The sequence below is a fragment of the Amycolatopsis endophytica genome (genome assembly GCF_013410405.1).
Taxonomy (GTDB): Bacteria; Actinomycetota; Actinomycetes; order Mycobacteriales; family Pseudonocardiaceae; genus Amycolatopsis_E; species Amycolatopsis_E endophytica.
Genome location: NZ_JACCFK010000001.1, coordinates 5033039 through 5047991 on the forward strand (window position 1 = coordinate 5033039; position 14953 = coordinate 5047991).

The 14953-nt window shown below is 71.0% G+C and carries 16 protein-coding genes; 9 read left to right on the plus strand and 7 right to left on the minus strand.

Annotation, left to right across the window (positions count from 1 at the left end; all coding sequences use genetic code 11):
* Nucleotides 1–318: 318 nt before the first annotated feature.
* From HNR02_RS24770 to HNR02_RS24795, 6 genes are all read right to left on the minus strand, one after another.
* Nucleotides 319–465 carry a hypothetical protein gene (locus HNR02_RS24770; protein WP_179775508.1) on the minus strand — a complete coding sequence of 49 codons (147 nt, stop codon included), beginning with the start codon at nucleotides 463–465 and terminating at the stop codon, nucleotides 319–321.
* A 384-nt stretch (nucleotides 466–849) separates the two neighbouring features.
* Nucleotides 850–1665, minus strand: coding sequence for an NAD-dependent epimerase/dehydratase family protein (locus tag HNR02_RS24775; RefSeq protein ID WP_179775509.1), 816 nt, complete (start codon nucleotides 1663–1665; stop codon nucleotides 850–852).
* Nucleotides 1662–2126 (minus strand): MarR family winged helix-turn-helix transcriptional regulator, encoded by a 465-nt coding sequence (locus tag HNR02_RS24780; RefSeq protein WP_179775510.1) that lies wholly within the window; start codon nucleotides 2124–2126, stop codon nucleotides 1662–1664. Before HNR02_RS24780 ends, HNR02_RS24775 begins: the two co-directional genes overlap by 4 nt.
* A 332-nt stretch (nucleotides 2127–2458) precedes the next feature.
* On the minus strand, nucleotides 2459–2806 hold the full coding sequence (locus HNR02_RS24785) for a 2-keto-4-pentenoate hydratase (protein WP_179775511.1): 348 nt from the start codon (nucleotides 2804–2806) through the stop codon (nucleotides 2459–2461).
* A 226-nt stretch (nucleotides 2807–3032) separates the two neighbouring features.
* The gene (locus HNR02_RS24790) at nucleotides 3033–3671 is read right to left on the minus strand and encodes a chorismate mutase (RefSeq protein ID WP_179775512.1); all 639 of its coding nucleotides are present in this window, start codon (nucleotides 3669–3671) and stop codon (nucleotides 3033–3035) included.
* On the minus strand, nucleotides 3668–4624 hold the full coding sequence (locus tag HNR02_RS24795) for an oxidoreductase (RefSeq protein WP_179775513.1): 957 nt from the start codon (nucleotides 4622–4624) through the stop codon (nucleotides 3668–3670). Before HNR02_RS24795 ends, HNR02_RS24790 begins: the two co-directional genes overlap by 4 nt.
* A 358-nt stretch (nucleotides 4625–4982) precedes the next feature.
* On the opposite strand from HNR02_RS24795, the gene HNR02_RS24800 reads away from it, so the two are divergent.
* The 5 genes from HNR02_RS24800 to HNR02_RS24820 all read left to right on the plus strand — a co-directional run bounded on the left by HNR02_RS24800 (nucleotide 4983) and on the right by HNR02_RS24820 (nucleotide 8740).
* The gene (locus HNR02_RS24800) at nucleotides 4983–5411 is read left to right on the plus strand and encodes an organic hydroperoxide resistance protein (protein WP_179775514.1); all 429 of its coding nucleotides are present in this window, start codon (nucleotides 4983–4985) and stop codon (nucleotides 5409–5411) included.
* A gap of 134 nt (nucleotides 5412–5545) precedes the next feature.
* Complete coding sequence (locus tag HNR02_RS24805) at nucleotides 5546–6187, plus strand: TetR/AcrR family transcriptional regulator (protein WP_179775515.1); 642 nt, start codon at nucleotides 5546–5548, stop codon at nucleotides 6185–6187.
* A gap of 100 nt (nucleotides 6188–6287) precedes the next feature.
* Nucleotides 6288–7103: an alpha/beta fold hydrolase gene (locus HNR02_RS24810; RefSeq protein ID WP_179775516.1), complete on the plus strand. Its 816-nt coding sequence runs from the start codon at nucleotides 6288–6290 to the stop codon at nucleotides 7101–7103.
* 6 nt (nucleotides 7104–7109) lie between these two features.
* Entirely contained in the window at nucleotides 7110–7976 is an 867-nt protein-coding gene (locus HNR02_RS24815; protein WP_179775517.1) for a VOC family protein, read from the plus strand.
* A 2-nt stretch (nucleotides 7977–7978) separates the two neighbouring features.
* Nucleotides 7979–8740, plus strand: a complete 762-nt coding sequence (locus HNR02_RS24820; RefSeq protein ID WP_179775518.1) for a 3-hydroxybutyrate dehydrogenase — start codon at nucleotides 7979–7981, stop codon at nucleotides 8738–8740.
* A 63-nt stretch (nucleotides 8741–8803) separates the two neighbouring features.
* On the opposite strand, the gene HNR02_RS24825 is transcribed toward HNR02_RS24820, so the two are convergent.
* The gene (locus HNR02_RS24825) at nucleotides 8804–10192 is read right to left on the minus strand and encodes an FAD-binding oxidoreductase (protein WP_179775519.1); all 1389 of its coding nucleotides are present in this window, start codon (nucleotides 10190–10192) and stop codon (nucleotides 8804–8806) included.
* 311 nt (nucleotides 10193–10503) lie between these two features.
* Here HNR02_RS24825 and HNR02_RS24830 point away from each other — a divergent pair, with 311 nt between their 5' ends.
* The 4 genes from HNR02_RS24830 to HNR02_RS24845 are packed head-to-tail and all read left to right on the plus strand — an operon-like array spanning nucleotide 10504 to nucleotide 14940.
* Nucleotides 10504–11910 carry an MFS transporter gene (locus HNR02_RS24830; RefSeq protein WP_246338631.1) on the plus strand — a complete coding sequence of 469 codons (1407 nt, stop codon included), beginning with the start codon at nucleotides 10504–10506 and terminating at the stop codon, nucleotides 11908–11910.
* Nucleotides 11907–12533 (plus strand): cysteine hydrolase family protein, encoded by a 627-nt coding sequence (locus HNR02_RS24835; RefSeq protein ID WP_179775520.1) that lies wholly within the window; start codon nucleotides 11907–11909, stop codon nucleotides 12531–12533. The genes HNR02_RS24830 and HNR02_RS24835 overlap by 4 nt, the downstream gene beginning before the upstream one ends.
* A gap of 38 nt (nucleotides 12534–12571) precedes the next feature.
* Nucleotides 12572–13324, plus strand: a complete 753-nt coding sequence (locus tag HNR02_RS24840) for an alpha/beta fold hydrolase (protein ID WP_312861125.1) — start codon at nucleotides 12572–12574, stop codon at nucleotides 13322–13324.
* Nucleotides 13321–14940, plus strand: coding sequence for an FAD-dependent monooxygenase (locus HNR02_RS24845; protein ID WP_179775521.1), 1620 nt, complete (start codon nucleotides 13321–13323; stop codon nucleotides 14938–14940). Before HNR02_RS24840 ends, HNR02_RS24845 begins: the two co-directional genes overlap by 4 nt.
* The last annotated feature ends 13 nt before the right edge of the window (nucleotides 14941–14953 follow it).

Consider the following 14953-nt stretch of genomic DNA (forward strand, 5'->3'; position numbering starts at 1 on the left):
CGGGCCGCAACCCGCAGCGAGTGTCACGACCGACAGCTGCCCGGCCGGAACCGCGGCGACCTGACGCGCGGTGGAGTCGGTCAGGTGCACCGGGACCACCGTCGTCCGCACGTTCGGCGGTGTCGGCGCTCACGCGGCCGCCAAGGGGCAACGGGGTCGTGTGGCCGACGGAAGCCGGCGAGCGATTCGCCGGATTTCGGGCGGTGGGCCGCCCCCGTTGTCCAACGCCTGCGACTCCGCCACCCGGAAGCGCGCGGTGCCCGTCGTGGTCGTCTCCGGACTGTCCACTGCACGGTCGCACGCCGTGGTCGGTGACCCCTACGACCCGGCGGCCTGCTTCGCCACGTTCGCGGGCAGCCGGTCGCGTTCGCGCAACTGGTGTTGCTCGGCGGACCCGTCGCGGGCCGCCTGCCCGATCGTGATGATCCACGGAGGAGGGCTGACGGGTCTGCGCTGGGAGTCCACCCCGGACGGATGCCCCGGCCGGGCGGACTTCTTCGCTCAGCGCGGGTTCCCCACCCATGTTCGCCAGGTTCGGCCGCCGCCGGGCAGGGGTTGCCCGGACGTGAGTTCCTCGGAAGCGCGGGAGTCGATACTGACCACATCCGGCTTGAGGAGGCCGGAGTGACGCCGTTGCCGCCCGGACCGATGACGGGATGGGACCCGAGAGCTGACCGGCCGAGGCGATTCGAGCCACCCGCGTGGTCCGGTCAGACGTCCGCGGCCCGCCGGGGGTGCGCACCCATCGGTCCGAGTCGTTTCCCGGTCGAGGGGGCGATACGGTGGCGTGGTGCGGCCGGCCCCGGAACACCCCCGACCATCCGCCCCGGAGCCGCGCAGGCGACCTCGTTACAGCGTGCCCTCCGCGGCGGCTTGGTGAACGCTGCGAATGACGGGCCGGAAGCCGAGCTCCCGCGCGAGAGTTCCGTCGACGTGCCCCTTCCACGGGTTCTGCAACGGCTCGGCGGACTCCTGGTATCCGGCGCCGACGATGCGGGCGATTTCGTAGACCGTCGTGGGGGCGTCGTCGGAGAGGTTGACGACGCGGCCGTCCATCGCGCCGGTCAGCGCGAGCAGTATCGCGGTTGCGATGTCGCGGTGGTGGATGAGACTCATCGTCGCCGCGGGGTGCCAGCCCCATGAGCCCAGCAGCTGTGGCGCGGACTGCAGGTGGCCGTCCGCGTCGCCGTAGACGAAGGCGAATCGCAGGACGCTCCACGCCAATCCGCTTTCGCGCAGGAGGCGCTCCGCGACGATCTTGCTCGCCGGGTAGGGCTGTCGGGCGTTCGCCGGATCGTCCTCGCGGGCCGGCCGTGACAGGTCCTCGTCGTAGACGAGGTTGGTGCTGGCCATGATGACGCGCGCTCGGGGAGCGTGGATCAGCGCGGCCTCGATGAGGTTCCTCGTGCCCGCGACGTTCACCTGCTCGATCAGCTCGGGTTCGGGAGTGCGCAGGACCGCGGCGAGGTGGATGATCGCGGAGACGCCCTCGACCGCTTCGGGTAGCGTCGCCGGTTCGAGCAGATCGCCCTCGACGGGCGTCACGCCCGCCGGGAGTTCCTTGCCCGCGCGGACGAGCGCGCGGCACTCGATGCCCGCGTCGACGAGGCGGCGGAGCAGGCGGGTGCCCACCAGGCCGGTTCCGCCGGTGATGAGGACCGTCATGATTCGTTTCCCTTCGGAAAGAGGCTGGTGAGCCTGCCGGTCGCCACGCGCAGTACGCGGGTGGTCGTCTCGATGTCGCGTTGCGGGACGCCGTCGAACGCCGTCTGGAGGATCAGAGCGATCGGATCGGGTAACTGACGCCAGAGGGCGGCGCCGGCAGGGGTGGCGGTCAGCACCTTCTGGCGCTGATCGGCGGCATCGGGCGTCTGCGTGACCAGGCCCTTGCGGACAAGGGCGGCCACGACGCCCGTGAGCGTCGCCCGCTCGATCCGGAGCATGCGCCCGAGGTCGCGTTGCGAGGTCGGCCCCACGGTCATGAGCTGGTGCATGACGTACCACTGCGTCGGGCCGAGGTCGAACGGGCGAAGAACCGACTCCATCACGACCCGGGTCGCGAGGTAGTACTTCTTCGCCCACGCGCCCGCGGACTGGTGCTCGGGATCCGCCTGGTTGTTAGCCACCTAGCAAATATAGCTAGGCGCCTAACGAAATGTCAAGCCCGTGCTTCTCGGTCCGGACCCGCGGGGTGAGCAGCCGGGCTGCCGCGTCGAGCGGGGAACGGGAGACGATCGGGCAACGATCGAGAACACGCGGGATGGCGTGCTCGCAGCCAGGCGCGGGTTGGAGAAGCGGTTCACGTTCCACTACCGGATCACCGACGACGAGGACGCCGTCGCCGGGACGCACGACATCCGCCTGCCGCCGGCCGGGTCGCGGGCGAGCGGTCGGCCTGGCCGTCGACGGGTGAGCGCCGTCGTCCGAGAACGACCGGCTACTGCCGGGCGGCCGGTCATCAGGCGTTCGCCGCGGTGGCGAAGCTGACCCGGACCGGGCCGAGGGGATCGCCCAGACAGTCGCGGCCGGTGCCCCGCGAGACGAGTTCGGTGCCGCGGTGGAGCTGCATCTCGACGTCGGCCGGTTCGACGTCGCCGAGTGCCTCACGGGTGTCGCCGAGGACGAACAGGCCGGAGGAGGCGTTGTCGGCGACGGTGTCGACGACGGTGATGTCCCAGCCGGCGATCCGGCTGTCGACGATCTCCAGGGCCGGGGCGAGGAAGGCGGTGGCCGCCCGGACGTCGGCGACCGAACAGGCGGGGCCGGGCAGGTCGGCCCCGAGGATCCGCGCGATTTCCGCCTCCACCTTGGGCTGCGCCCGGCCAGGCGGTGCCCGGCCGCGAGCTGCCGCTCGGTGTGCAGGCGCTGGACTTCGTAGGCGGCGTCGATGTCGCCCACGGCGAACAGGTCACGGACCGGCGGGCAGGGGATGCCGGTGCGGGCAGCGGTGGCCAGCGCCTCCGCCGCCTTGAGGAGGTGGGCAGTCAAGGGATCTACCTCCGGAGGGGGCGGACGCGGACCGGTTCGCCCGGCTACGCCGCGGTGACGGCCTCGCCGGTGCACACGGAGTGCACCGCGGTGTCGAGCGCGTGGCGATGCAGGGCGTCGAGCCGCTCCAGGACCGTCGCCGAACCGGTGGCCAAGGCGAGCTGGACCGTGCACGGGACGCGCGAGCCACGCACCTCCTGCGTGGCCTTGAGCTGACCGAGCAGCTCCGTGGTCAGCCGGTCAAGCCGCGTGCGGATCTGTCCCAGGTCGGGGCGGGTGGTGGGAGCTTCGTCCGGGCGGGCCGTCCACCGCGCGAACAGTCCGCTCTGCACCACCTTGCTCGCCGTGATCTGGTCCCGGAAGAAGGCCGCCGCCGACTCCGGGTCCAGGCCGAGCGTGCCGGCCTGCTGCCGTACCTGGTCGAGCACTTGCTGTTCACGGGCGGGGTCGTCGATCGGCGAGTTCGTGCCGAACTTGGACGCCGCCACGTCGTCGCTCACCCGAAGGCGTTCGACGACGAGGTCGGTCAACGTGCCGAGCCTGCCGAGCGCCTTGTGGGAGGTGGGAGCACCGTCGACGGGCGTGTTCGCGGCCGCGGCCGGGGCAACGGTCACCGACATCGCACCGGCCACCGTCAGGGCGGTGACCGCGACGCCACGAGCGACTCTGCCGTGCTTGCTCACTTGCTTGCCTCGCTTTTCCGGATGGGATCGGACAGGTAGGCGACCTTGGTCAGCCGCTCGGATGCTTCCCACAACCGCCGCTGCAAGTCGGCGTCGTGGGCCAGTTCGCTCGTGGTGACCGGCTCGGGATGGCCGGTGCGCCCGCGCGGGCCGTAGTAGTCGCCACCCCGCGCCCGCGGGTCCGTGGCGGCCCGCAGTGGCCCCAGCGCTCCCTTCGCCGCGCTCTGGGACAGCGTGAGCGCGAGCGGGTTCACGCTGGGTTTGAGCGCGGCCCGGACCACCCAGTGCATGTCACGCCCGCCGTCGGTCCGCGCGAGCCCGGGATGCCCGGCCACCGAGATGGTGCGCGCGCCGGCGGCTCGAAGGCGACGGTCCAGCTCGTGGCTGAAGAGCAGGTTGGCCAGCTTCGCGCGGTTGTAGGCCGGCATGAACCGGTAGGCGGCGCCGGGCTCGGGATCGAGGTCGGCGGGGTCGATCGTGCCCTGCCGGTGCCCGTTGCTGCTGACGGTCACCACCCTGGATCCGGGCGTTCCGGTCAGCAGGTCCAGGACCAGACCGGTGAACGCGAACGGGCCGAGGTGGTTGACGGCGATGGTCGACTCGAAGCCGTCCTCGCTGACCGAGTACCGCACGCGGAAGCCACCGGCGTTGTTCACGAGCAGGTCGAAGCCGTCGTACTCGTCGTGCAGCCGCCGGGCGGCGGCGCGAACCGACTTGAGCGAGGCGAGGTCCAGCGCAAGGGTGCGGACCGTGGCGCCGGGTGCGCCGGCCCTGATCCGGTCGGCCGCGGCGGCCGCCTTGCCCGGGTCGCGGCAGGCGAGCACGACGGAGGCGCCGCGCCGGGCGAGCCCGGCGGCGATCGCGAAGCCCAGCCCGGTGTTGGCGCCCGTGACCACCGCTGTCCGGCCTTGCTGCCCGGGGATGTCGTCGGCGGACCAGCGTTTCCGTGTCACGAGTACGCCTTCCGTGCGACGCGGCCGCGGTTCGTGCCCGCCCGCTCGGCGAACGGCACCCGTTGATCGAGTGGCCTGCTCCCGGTCGGATCCGGTGTCAGGCGCCTCGACCCGGCCGGCGGCGGCAGAGGCCGTGCGGAGCGAAATCCCGGTCGCGGGGGCAGGAGGCTGGCGGTCCCGATGCTGTTCACAGATCTCCCCTCGATCTCAGTGTTGTATGTAGTGATCACTCTAGCCCAGACGCGAACGGAAGGGTAGAACGTTCGGTCTTGACATGTGTCGGTGCACTGGTCATAGTGGAACTGGATAGAACGTTCGGTATCGCGGCCTCGGCCGCGCGTGAGGAAGGACCTCTGCCATGACAAAGCCCGTATACGTCGGCGCCGCCACCTCCACCGGCGACGGCCGGGCGGGGGGACGGGTGAGGACCGACGACGGTCTGCTCGAGGTCTCCCTGGCGATCCCCAAGGAGATGGGCGGCCCCGGCGGTGCGACCAACCCGGAGCAGCTGTTCGCGGCGGGATGGGCCGCGTGCTTCCACTCGGCGCTCAAGGCCGTCGCGGCGCGGCGAAAGGTCGGGATCACCGACTCCGCCGTCGTCGCGGAGGTTCAGGTGCATTCGACGCCCGAAGGCGGATTCACCCTCGGTGCGGCGCTGCACGTCGAACTGTCCGGTGTGGACCAGGCCACGGCGGACCGGCTCGTCGAAGGTGCCCACGCGATGTGCCCGTATTCGAACGCGACCCGCGGCAACATTGCCGTGACCGTCGACGCGACCGTCGGCTGAGGCGGTGACCGGGCGGGCCCGGCCGGCCACGGCGGGATCGGAACGGACGGCCGGCCCGCCGACGGGTGCGTCGAGGGAAACCCGGCCACGCGCCCGGTGGAGCAGTGACGCCCTCGCGGACCTATCATGGCCGAATGGCGAGGGATTCCAGCTCCGCTCCGACGGCTGCCGGGTTGAGCAGTCGCGCGGTCATTCTTGACGCGGCTCGTGCCCTCGTCAGGGAAAAGGGGTACGACGGCATGGCGATCTCGGACCTGAGCGCGCAGTCCGGTCTTCCGCCGAGCTCGATCTACTACCACTTCGGCAGCAAGCTTGGCGTGCTGGCGGCGTTGCTGGACCGGACCTTCGACGAGCTGCACGCCCTGTACCCCGATCCGTCTTCGTTCGACGACCTGGCGCCGTTGGAGCGCCTGGAAGCCTGGTTCTCCGCCGCGTGCGCGTCACTCGACCGGCGGCCGGATTACCTCGAGTTGCTGGTCGCCATCAGCATCGGGCCGCAGAAGAACGCCGAGGCGGTTCAGGCGACCGTCCGGCGCATCCGCGACTACGCCCACGCTTCCTGGGTTCAAGCACTCACCCCGATCTTCGCGCCCCATGGTGGCAAGAACAACCAAGCCCTGGTGCAGCAGCTGGCCGTTCTCGGGCGCGCCCTGACCGACGGCTTGTCGGTGACCAACAGTTTCGACGGCGTGAGCTACAGCTCGCAGGTCGCCCCCTTCGTCGCACTGGTCCGCGGCTTGGCCGAACGGCAGGCCGCGGCGAAGCGGAAGCGCTGACGCCGGCCGTCGCCGCGGTTTCGATCACGATCCGCTCGATCTTGATAATGCTGCCGTCCCTTGTATAGTGAGCGCTACATGCAAGGAATGGGGCGGCACAGTGACGAGTACTCTGGACGTCGGTGACGCGCACCTGGCCTACACCGAAGACGGTTCGGGCAGACCGGTCGTGTGGCTGCACGGATCGGGGCCGGGTGCCACCGGGATGAGCAACTTCGGCGGGAACCTCCCCGCCTTCCGCGACTACCGCAACGTCGTGGTCGATCTGCCGGGTTGGGGAGAATCCCCGCGGCCGGAGACGGACGAGCCGTTGATCTTCCACGCCGCCGACCGCGTATGCCGCGCGATGACGGCGCTCGGGATCGAGCGGGCTCACCTGGTCGGCAACTCCTACGGTGGCGCCGTGGCCATGCGAATCGCGATGCGCTACCCGGATCGCGTGGACCGGCTCGTCCTCATGGCGCCGGGCGGGGTCCTCCCGCCGGACGCGCCGCCCTGGCCCGCCGGGCTCGCGCGCCTTTTCGGGTACATGGCCGCGGACAAGCCGTCGCGCGAGGCCATGGCCGGGTTCGTGCGGCTCATGGTCCACGACCAGTCACTGGCGACCGAGGCGCTCATCGACGAGCGCTACGAAGCCAGCCTCCGGGCCCACCCCGAGTTGCCGATTCCCCCGAACTTCGGGGACCTGACGCCCGACCTGGGTCTGATCGCCGCGCCCACGCTGCTGGTGTGGGGGCGGGAAGACCAGACCGTGCCACTGGCCTGGGCGCGCAAGATCCTCGATGGTATCCCGGACGCGGAGCTGCGGGTGCTGCCGAACTGCCGGCACTGGGTCCAGTACGAGCGCGCACCCGAGTTCAACCACATCGTCCGCGAGTTTCTGCAGGGTGGCGCGGCCGCCGCGCGGGAGGGATGACACGCGGTGGGAATCAGGAAACTGGGCTACGTCGGTCTCGACGTGGCCGACCTCGACGGGTGGACCGACCTGCTCGGGCGCACGCTGGGCGTCGGTGTCACCCATGAGAAGTACGGCACGGACGAACTCGCCCTTGCCGAAATCGACGAGTTCAAGTACCGCCTCGCGCTCTACCGGTCCACTGAGGACCGTCCCCGAGAGCTGGGCTGGATCGTGGACTCGCCGTGGGAGCTCGACCGGCTCACCCAACGGTTGACCGGCGCCGGGTTCGCCGTCGCGGACGGGTCGTCGGAAGAGAAGGAACTGCGTGGTGCCACGCAGCTGCGCTGGTTCACCGACCCGGTCGGCTATCGGGTGGAACTGGCGGTCGGGGAAGCCAAGGTGCGCCTGGGCGTCGACCGCCCCGCACGCGGGCCCGGCGTCACGGGGCTGGGACACTTCGTGCTGGCCAGCCCCAAACTGCGCGAACTGCGCGAGCTCTACGAGTCGGTGCTCGAGTTCAAGCTGACCGACTACCGCGCGCCCGGCCTGTTCTTCTTCCGCTGCAACCGGACGCATCACAGCATCGCTCTCGCGCACGCGGACACCACCTCGATCCACCACCTCGAGTTCGAGCACGGCTCCATCGACGACGTCGGGCGGGCCTACGATCGGGCCAAGGCCAACGACGTACCGATCTCGATCAACTTGGGCAGGCACATGAACGACAAGGCAATCTCGTTCTACATCCGGAACCCGAGCGGGTTCCACCTGGAGATCGGCTGCGGTGGCATCGAAGTCGGCGACGACTGGATCCCGCACGATTTCGGCCGTTCGGACGAGTGGGGGCACCACCACGCCGCCGCGAATCCCTTCGCTTCACCGAGGTCGTGACGATGCCTGATGAATCCGGAACCGACCTGTCCGGCCGGCGCGCGGTGGTCACCGGCGCGGCGAGCGGAATCGGCGCGGCGGTGGCGACCCGGCTCGCCGGGCTCGGCGTCCACGTCGTCGTCTGCGACATCGATGGCGAAGGAGCGGCGCGGACGGCCAGGCGGATCGGTGGCGAGGCGCTGACGATCGATCTGAGCCGGACCGAGGAACTGGCCGCTGTGGAGTTCGACGCCGACATCCTGGTGAACAACGCCGGGATCCAGCACGTCGCGCCCGTCGAACAGTTCGAACCCGACCGGTTCGCGTTCATGTTACGGCTGATGCTCGAGGCTCCGTTCCTGCTGACACGTGCCGTCCTGCCGGGAATGTACGAGCGCGGCTGGGGACGGATCATCCACGTGTCGAGCATTCACGGCCTGCGGGCGAGCGCCTACAAGTCGGCTTACGTCAGCGCCAAGCACGGTTTGCTGGGCCTGTCCAAGGTCATCGCGCTGGAAGGTGCGGCGAAGGGAGTCACCAGCAACTGCGTCTGCCCTGGCTACGTGCGCACGCCGCTGGTCGAGCACCAGTTGGCGGACCAGGCGGCGGCACACGGACTGGGCACTGACGAGGTGCTGTCGGAGGTCCTGCTGGCGAAGTCGGCGGTGAAGCGGCTGATCGAGCCCGGCGAGGTCGCCGGGGCGGTCGCGTACCTGTGTTCACCCGAGGCATCGGCCGTGACCGGCACCGAACTGGTCCTCGACGGGGGCTGGAGCGCGGCCTGACCCGTCTGCGGAGGGGGTGTGGCCCGCGGGCCGCCGGGGGACGGGGTCCGCGGGCCGGCTCGGTCAGGCCGGTCCGGCCATCGGCAACGGCGTGGCGGAGAAGACGCCGTCCGGGTCCACCGCTGCCTTGATCCGCTGCAGGCGGGGCAGGTTGTCCCCGTGCACGCGGGGGATCTGGCTTGCGGCTTCCGGCCCGAGCAGGTTGGCGTAGCCACCCGGGAAGGCATGCTCGGCCAGCCCCGCGGATGCCGCGTCGGCCCAGCGAACGACGTGCTCACCGCTGTCCCGCGCCGGGTGGATGCCGATGATCTCGGCCATGAGGTGCGGCCGGCGCGGCGCGAAGGCGGTGTCTGCGTCGGCGACCCTGGCCGCGGCGCCGTGGAAGTGGTGCAAGGTCAGCCCGGACATCGGATTCGGCAGCCTGCCGCCGAATCGCTCGACGACGCCGATGACGTCGTCACTGAGCCCGGGCACGGAGCGGGTGCGGATGGTGACGTACCTGCCGTCGGGGAACATCGCGTCGCGTGCGGCGATCGCGGCCGCGTAGGGAGCGGTCTCCAGTTGGGTGAGCAGGGGATCGCCGAGCCGGGTCAGCGCCATCACCGGACCAGCGGGGTCTTCGCGCGCCGCGGCGTCCCCCGCCCAGGTCGGCAGCACCAGCAGGGCGGGCGAGCCGTCCGGTGCGGCGATCGCACCCACTTGGATCGTCAGGTCGTCGGGCGCGTCGTGATGTGCCTCGCGAACCCGCTCCAGCACGCGCGTGGCCTGGTGCCAGGGATAGAGCACCAGGCCGGTCATCACGGAGGGCACGGCGTGCAGCCGGACGGTCATCGACGTGACGACCCCGAAATTGCCGCCTCCGCCGCGCAGTGCCCACAGCAGGTCGGGATGTTGCTGGTGGTCCGTGCGCACGACCGAGCCGTCGGCCGTGACCACCTCGGCGGCCAGGAGGTTGTCCGCGGCGAGGCCGATCCGCCCGGCCAGCGGACCGTAACCCCCGCCGAGGGTCAGGCCGGCCACCCCGACCGTCCCGATCGTGCCGGTCGCGGCCACCAGGCCGTGCGCGCCGGCCGCGGCCAGCAGGTCGTTGGCCGACGCGCCGCCACCGACTTCGGCGGTCCGGGCGCCGGGGTTCACCCGGACGTCGCGCAGTGGCCGCAGATCCAGCGTCAAGCCGCCGTCGGACAGGGCACGGCCCGCCCAGTCGTGGCCGCGTCCACGGACCGTGAGCGGGAGCCCGAATTCGCGTGCGGTGCGCACACCGGTCACCACGTCGGCGGTGGAGTTGCAGGTCAGCACGATGGCGGGCCGGTGCCTCACCGCGGCGTTCCACACGGTGATGCCCTCGGTGTAGCCCTTGCCGGAAACGTGGATCTGCTGAGCGGGCAGGAGAGCGCGCAACGCACGCTGTGCCGCGGCGACGGATGGGCGGTCGTCAGTGTGACCGGGCATGGGTTTCCTTCAGTGCGAGAGAGGTGCATTATTGGCAATACCGAAGGTTCTGTCTTCCGTATGTAGTGTTCACTCTAGCACCGAAGCTGGTCCCGAGATCGGCGGATGTCGAGGAGTTGCCGTGGGTCGAGAGGTTGCGCCGGGGAGGGTGCTCATCGGGAGTGCTCCCGGCCGTTCACGTCGCGATGCCAAGCGAATCTGCTGTGGGCAGCCGAGGAGTGAGCACTGGTCAACCCCTCCTCGAGCTTGTAGAGTGAGCGCTACATACAGCGCGTCGAGTGGCTCTTGCCAGCCGCGTTCCACTGCCGCCCATGGCTCTACCGGGCCTGACCGACCGTCGCGACGAAGCGGGGTTTCCCTTGAACGTTCTCGAAGAGGTCAAGAACTCACCGATGAGCCGGGCCCAGGTCGGGGCGGTCGCCCTGTGCCTGGTGATCAACCTGATCGACGGGTTCGACCTCCTGGTCACGTCCTTCGTCGGGCCGGCGATCACCCGCGAGTGGGGTTTGTCCCCCTCGGCAGTGGGAGTACTGCTCAGCGGAGGGCTGGCCGGGATGGCCTTCGGCGGGCTCTTCCTCGCGCCCCTCGCCGACCGCATCGGGCGACGGCGTCTCACTCTCGGCTGTCTCGCCTTGGCCGCACTGGGGATGCTCGCCGCCTCCGCGTCGCAGGACCTCGGCCAGCTCCTCGTCTGCCGGCTCGTCACGGGCGCGGCGGTGGGCGCGATGGCGGCCAGTTTGCCGGTACTCACCTCCGAGTACGCGAACCACCGGCGCCGGGGGCTGGTCGTAGCGCTGATCACCACCGGGTACGGTCTGGGTTCGTTCGTCGCCGGGATCGCCTCGGGCCTGCTGCTGGGTCCGTTCGGCTGGCGGGCGGTCTTCGTGTTCGGCAGCGCCGCCACCGCCGTCCTCTTCGTGGCCGGGCTGCGGTACCTGCCCGAGTCGATGGACTACCTCGTCGCACGCCGGCCGCACCACGCCCTGGACAAGCTGAACCGGATCCTCGCTTCGATGGGCCGCGCCTCCGTCGAGGACCTGCCCGCGGCACCCCCGGCCTCGGCGTCGCGCAAAGTGGCGCTCGATTCGTTGTTCCGCGGAGGCAACGCCCTTCGGACGGCACTGGTCTGGGTGGCCTTCATCGCGGCGCAGATGACGTTCTACTTCGCGAGTTCGTGGACTCCCAGCCTGCTGTTGAAGGCCGGCATGTCCAACCAGCAGGGCATCAGCGGCGGCGTTCTGTTCAGCATCGGCGGGGTCACCGGCGCCGTCCTGCTGGGATTGCTGGTGTCCCGGGTCGGACCGCGGCGGCTCACCGCGGCCTACTTCGGCATCGGCGCCCTCTTCCTCATCCTGTTCTCCGTGTCGTTGTCGACGCTGGCCACCGCTCTGGTCGTGGCCGTGCTCGTCGGACTGTTCCTCAACGGCGCGATCTCGGGGATGAACGTCATCATCCCGAACCTCTACCCGGCCGAAGCCCGCGCGACGGCGCTCGGCCTGGCCGTCGCCGTGAGCAGGCTCGGTGCCGTCCTGGCACCCTTGATCGCCGGTTTCCTGCTGCAGGCCGGCTGGGCCCCCGGTTCGATGTTCCGGATCTTCGCGATCCCCGGCGTGATCGGGGCCTTCGCGGTGCTCCTCCTCGTCCGGTTCAGACGCACTCCCGCCAGTTCTTCCTCGTCCCGCTCCGGAACTGTCGAAAGCGCGGTGGCCGACGCATGAGCAGCCAGGTGATCGACGTGGCCCGCACCGCGGTGCTCGTCATCGACATGCAGAACGACTTCGTGGAGGAAGGTGCGCCGCTGGAGTTCCCGGAAGGGCGGCGCGTCATCCCTGCCATCCAGAAAGTGCTCGCCGCGGCGCGCGGCCGCGGGATGGCCGTCCTGCACGCCACGCACGTCCACCGTCCGGGTGGGGCGGACATGGGAATCCACCGCGACCTGTACCCGCCGGTCGCGGCCGGACAGGCGCTCGTCGACGGCGAACGCGGTGCGGAGATCCATCCCGGGCTCGCCCCGCGGCCGGGGGAGCCGGTGATCAAGAAGCACCGCTACAACTCCTTCTACGCGACCGACCTGGAGATCATCCTGCGCGGACTGGGCGTGGACACGGTGGTCCTGACCGGGATGACGACCGAATGCTGCGTCCTGGGAACGGCCCGGGGTGCCCTGGAGCGCGGGTTCCGCTCCGTGGTGGTTTCGGACGCGTGCGCGTCGTGTGACTACCCGGATCTCGGGGCAGGTCCCATGTCCGCCGGGGAGATGCACGTGGCCGCGTTGCGGGTGATGGCACTGACCTCCTCGCAGCTGACCGGCGCCGACGAGTTCCTCGCCCGGCTGCCGTGAAGCCCGGACCGACGTACGATCCACAAAGGAGGCGCTAGGTGCCGGCCACATCAGATCTCGTGCTGCTCCACGGCGGTGGACCCGGCGTCGACGCGGCGAGCAACTGGTCGAGCGTGCGGTCCCGGTTCGAGGGCGAGTTCCGCTGCCTGGCGCCCGATCTCCTCGGGTTCGGCACGCGGATCGCCGGAACGAGCGGGCTCACCGGGCCGCGGGCCTGGGCGCTGGCCCGCGCCCGGCAGGTACGAGATCTCCTCGACCAGCACGGCCTGGAGCGCGTCCACGTGGTCGGCAACTCGGCCGCGGGCGGGGCCGCGGCATTGGCGTTGCTGTCCATGGCGCCCGAGCGGGTCGACCGGGCGGTCGTCATGGGAGGAGCCGGGACGGGGCCGCTGCCGCCCGCGATTCCGTTCTACGACAACCCCACCAGGACCGCCATGCGAGCCACCCTCGCCCGGCTGGTCGCCGACGAGCGCGTCCACGAAGAACTGCTCGACGAGCTCACCGAGCTCCGGCTGAGGCAGGCACGGCGCCCCGGCGCCGAATCCGCGTTCCGGTCGATGTTCGCCGACGTCGCGGACGGCCCGCCGCCGGTCGACCTCGCGAAGATCACGACCCCGGTGCTCGCACTGCACGGGGAGTGCGACCGGGTCTCGCCGGCCGAGGTCTCCGAGCGCCTGGCGGCGTCCCTGCCCGATGCCCGCCTCGACGTGGTGGCCGGGGCGGGGCACTGGATCCACGTCGACCGGCCCGACGAGTTCTGCACGCTGGTAGGGGAGTTCCTGAGCGCATGACACAGCACAGCGAAGACCGGGCCGGTGTCCTGGTCGTGGGCGCCGGGCCCGCCGGCCTGACTCTCGCCATCGACCTCGCGCAGCGCGGCGTCCCCTGCCACGTCGTGGAAATGACCGAGGAGCGGGGGGTGAACCCCCGGTGCAACACCACCTCCGCGCGGTCGATGGAGATCTTCCGGCGGCTCGGGCTGGCCGGCGAGATCCGCCGGGCCGGCCTGCCGGTGGACCATCCGACCTCGATCCACTACCGGACGACCCTGGGCGGCGAGGAGATCTACCGGATCGATCTGCCGTCCGCGCGTGAGGTACTGGCGGGCGAAGGCAAGGACGGCTGGCCGACGCCGGAGCCGCAGCACCGGATCTCCCAGCTCTACCTCGAGCCCATCCTGGAGCGGCACGCGGGCGCGCTCACCGGGCTGACCCTCGAGCGCGGCACCAGGCTGGTCTCCCTCCGGCAGTGCGACGATCACGTCGAGGCGGTGCTGGAGACCGCGGGTGAGCGCCGCACGCTGCGGTACGCGTACGTGGTCGGCTGCGACGGCGCCCACAGCACCGTCCGCAGGCAACTGGGCATCCGGTACGAAGGCGTCGACGCGATCCAGCGGTTCGTGTCGACCTTCGTCCGCTCGCCCGAGCTGGGCCGGCTCGCCGCCCGCGACCGGGCCTGGACGTACTGGACCTACGGCCACCGGATCGCGTCGCTGATCGCGATCGATGGCGCGTCATTGTGGCTCAACCACGTGGCCTTCGCCCCTGACCACGACACCGAGGCCGAGGACCCGGCACAGCTGCTGCGGGACTCCGTGGGCAAGCCCGTGGAGCACGAAGTGCTCGGCGTGGTCCGCTGGACCGGACGGCGGCTCGTCGCCCGGCGGTACCGCGCGGACCGGGTGTTCCTGGCCGGCGACGCCGCCCACATCTGGATCCCCGTCGGGGGGTTCGGGATGAACGCGGGCATCCAGGACGCGGCGACCCTCGGGTGGATGCTGGCGGCCGTCCACCACGGATGGGCGCCACCGGAGCTGCTGGACGCCTACGAAGCGGAGCGCAAGCCGGTCGGCGAGCAGTTCGCCACCGCGGTCGGTGCCCAGGCACGCACGTCGTTCGCGGACGTCCCGCCGGAGATCCACCTGCCCGGCCCGGACGGCGAGCGGGCCCGCGCGGAGTTCGCCGAGCGGCTCGCCGTCACCGAGCCGCGCCGGTATTCACCCGACGGGTTCAGCTTCGGCTACCACTACGCGGGCTCGCCACTGGTGGTCGGCGGTGGCCACGCCGAGATCACCATGGGGGACTTCCAGGACCGGGCGCGGCCGGGGTTCCGGCTGCCGCACGCGTGGCTCGACGACGACAGGTCGGTGCTCGACGTGCTCGGCCACGGCTTCACCCTGCTGCGCGTGAACCCGCGGACCGCGACGACGTCCTGGACCAGGGCCGCCCGCGAACTCGGCATCCCCCTCGCCGTCGTGGACCTGCCCGGGCGATGGCCCGACCGCTACCCCGCCGAGTTGCTGCTCGTCCGCCCGGACCAGCACGTCGCCTGGATGGGTGGTGCGGAGGGCCGCCCCGAGAAGCTCCTGCCCACAGTCACCGGGCGCGTCCCCGCCCCCCAGCGGTAGAGAACACCAGGAG

Bases quoted from the DNA above. Each gene is read 5' to 3' on its own strand.
- HNR02_RS24775 (WP_179775509.1), bottom strand. From the start codon at position 1,665: ATGACGGTCCTCATCACCGGCGGAACCGGCCTGGTGGGCACCCGCCTG.
- HNR02_RS24800 (WP_179775514.1), top strand. From the start codon at position 4,983: ATGACAAAGCCCGTATACGTCGGCGCCGCCACCTCCACCGGCGACGGC.
- HNR02_RS24805 (WP_179775515.1), top strand. From the start codon at position 5,546: ATGGCGAGGGATTCCAGCTCCGCTCCGACGGCTGCCGGGTTGAGCAGT.
- HNR02_RS24820 (WP_179775518.1), top strand. From the start codon at position 7,979: ATGCCTGATGAATCCGGAACCGACCTGTCCGGCCGGCGCGCGGTGGTC.
- HNR02_RS24825 (WP_179775519.1), bottom strand. From the start codon at position 10,192: ATGCCCGGTCACACTGACGACCGCCCATCCGTCGCCGCGGCACAGCGT.
- HNR02_RS24830 (WP_246338631.1), top strand. From the start codon at position 10,504: ATGGCTCTACCGGGCCTGACCGACCGTCGCGACGAAGCGGGGTTTCCC.
- HNR02_RS24835 (WP_179775520.1), top strand. From the start codon at position 11,907: ATGAGCAGCCAGGTGATCGACGTGGCCCGCACCGCGGTGCTCGTCATC.
- HNR02_RS24845 (WP_179775521.1), top strand. From the start codon at position 13,321: ATGACACAGCACAGCGAAGACCGGGCCGGTGTCCTGGTCGTGGGCGCC.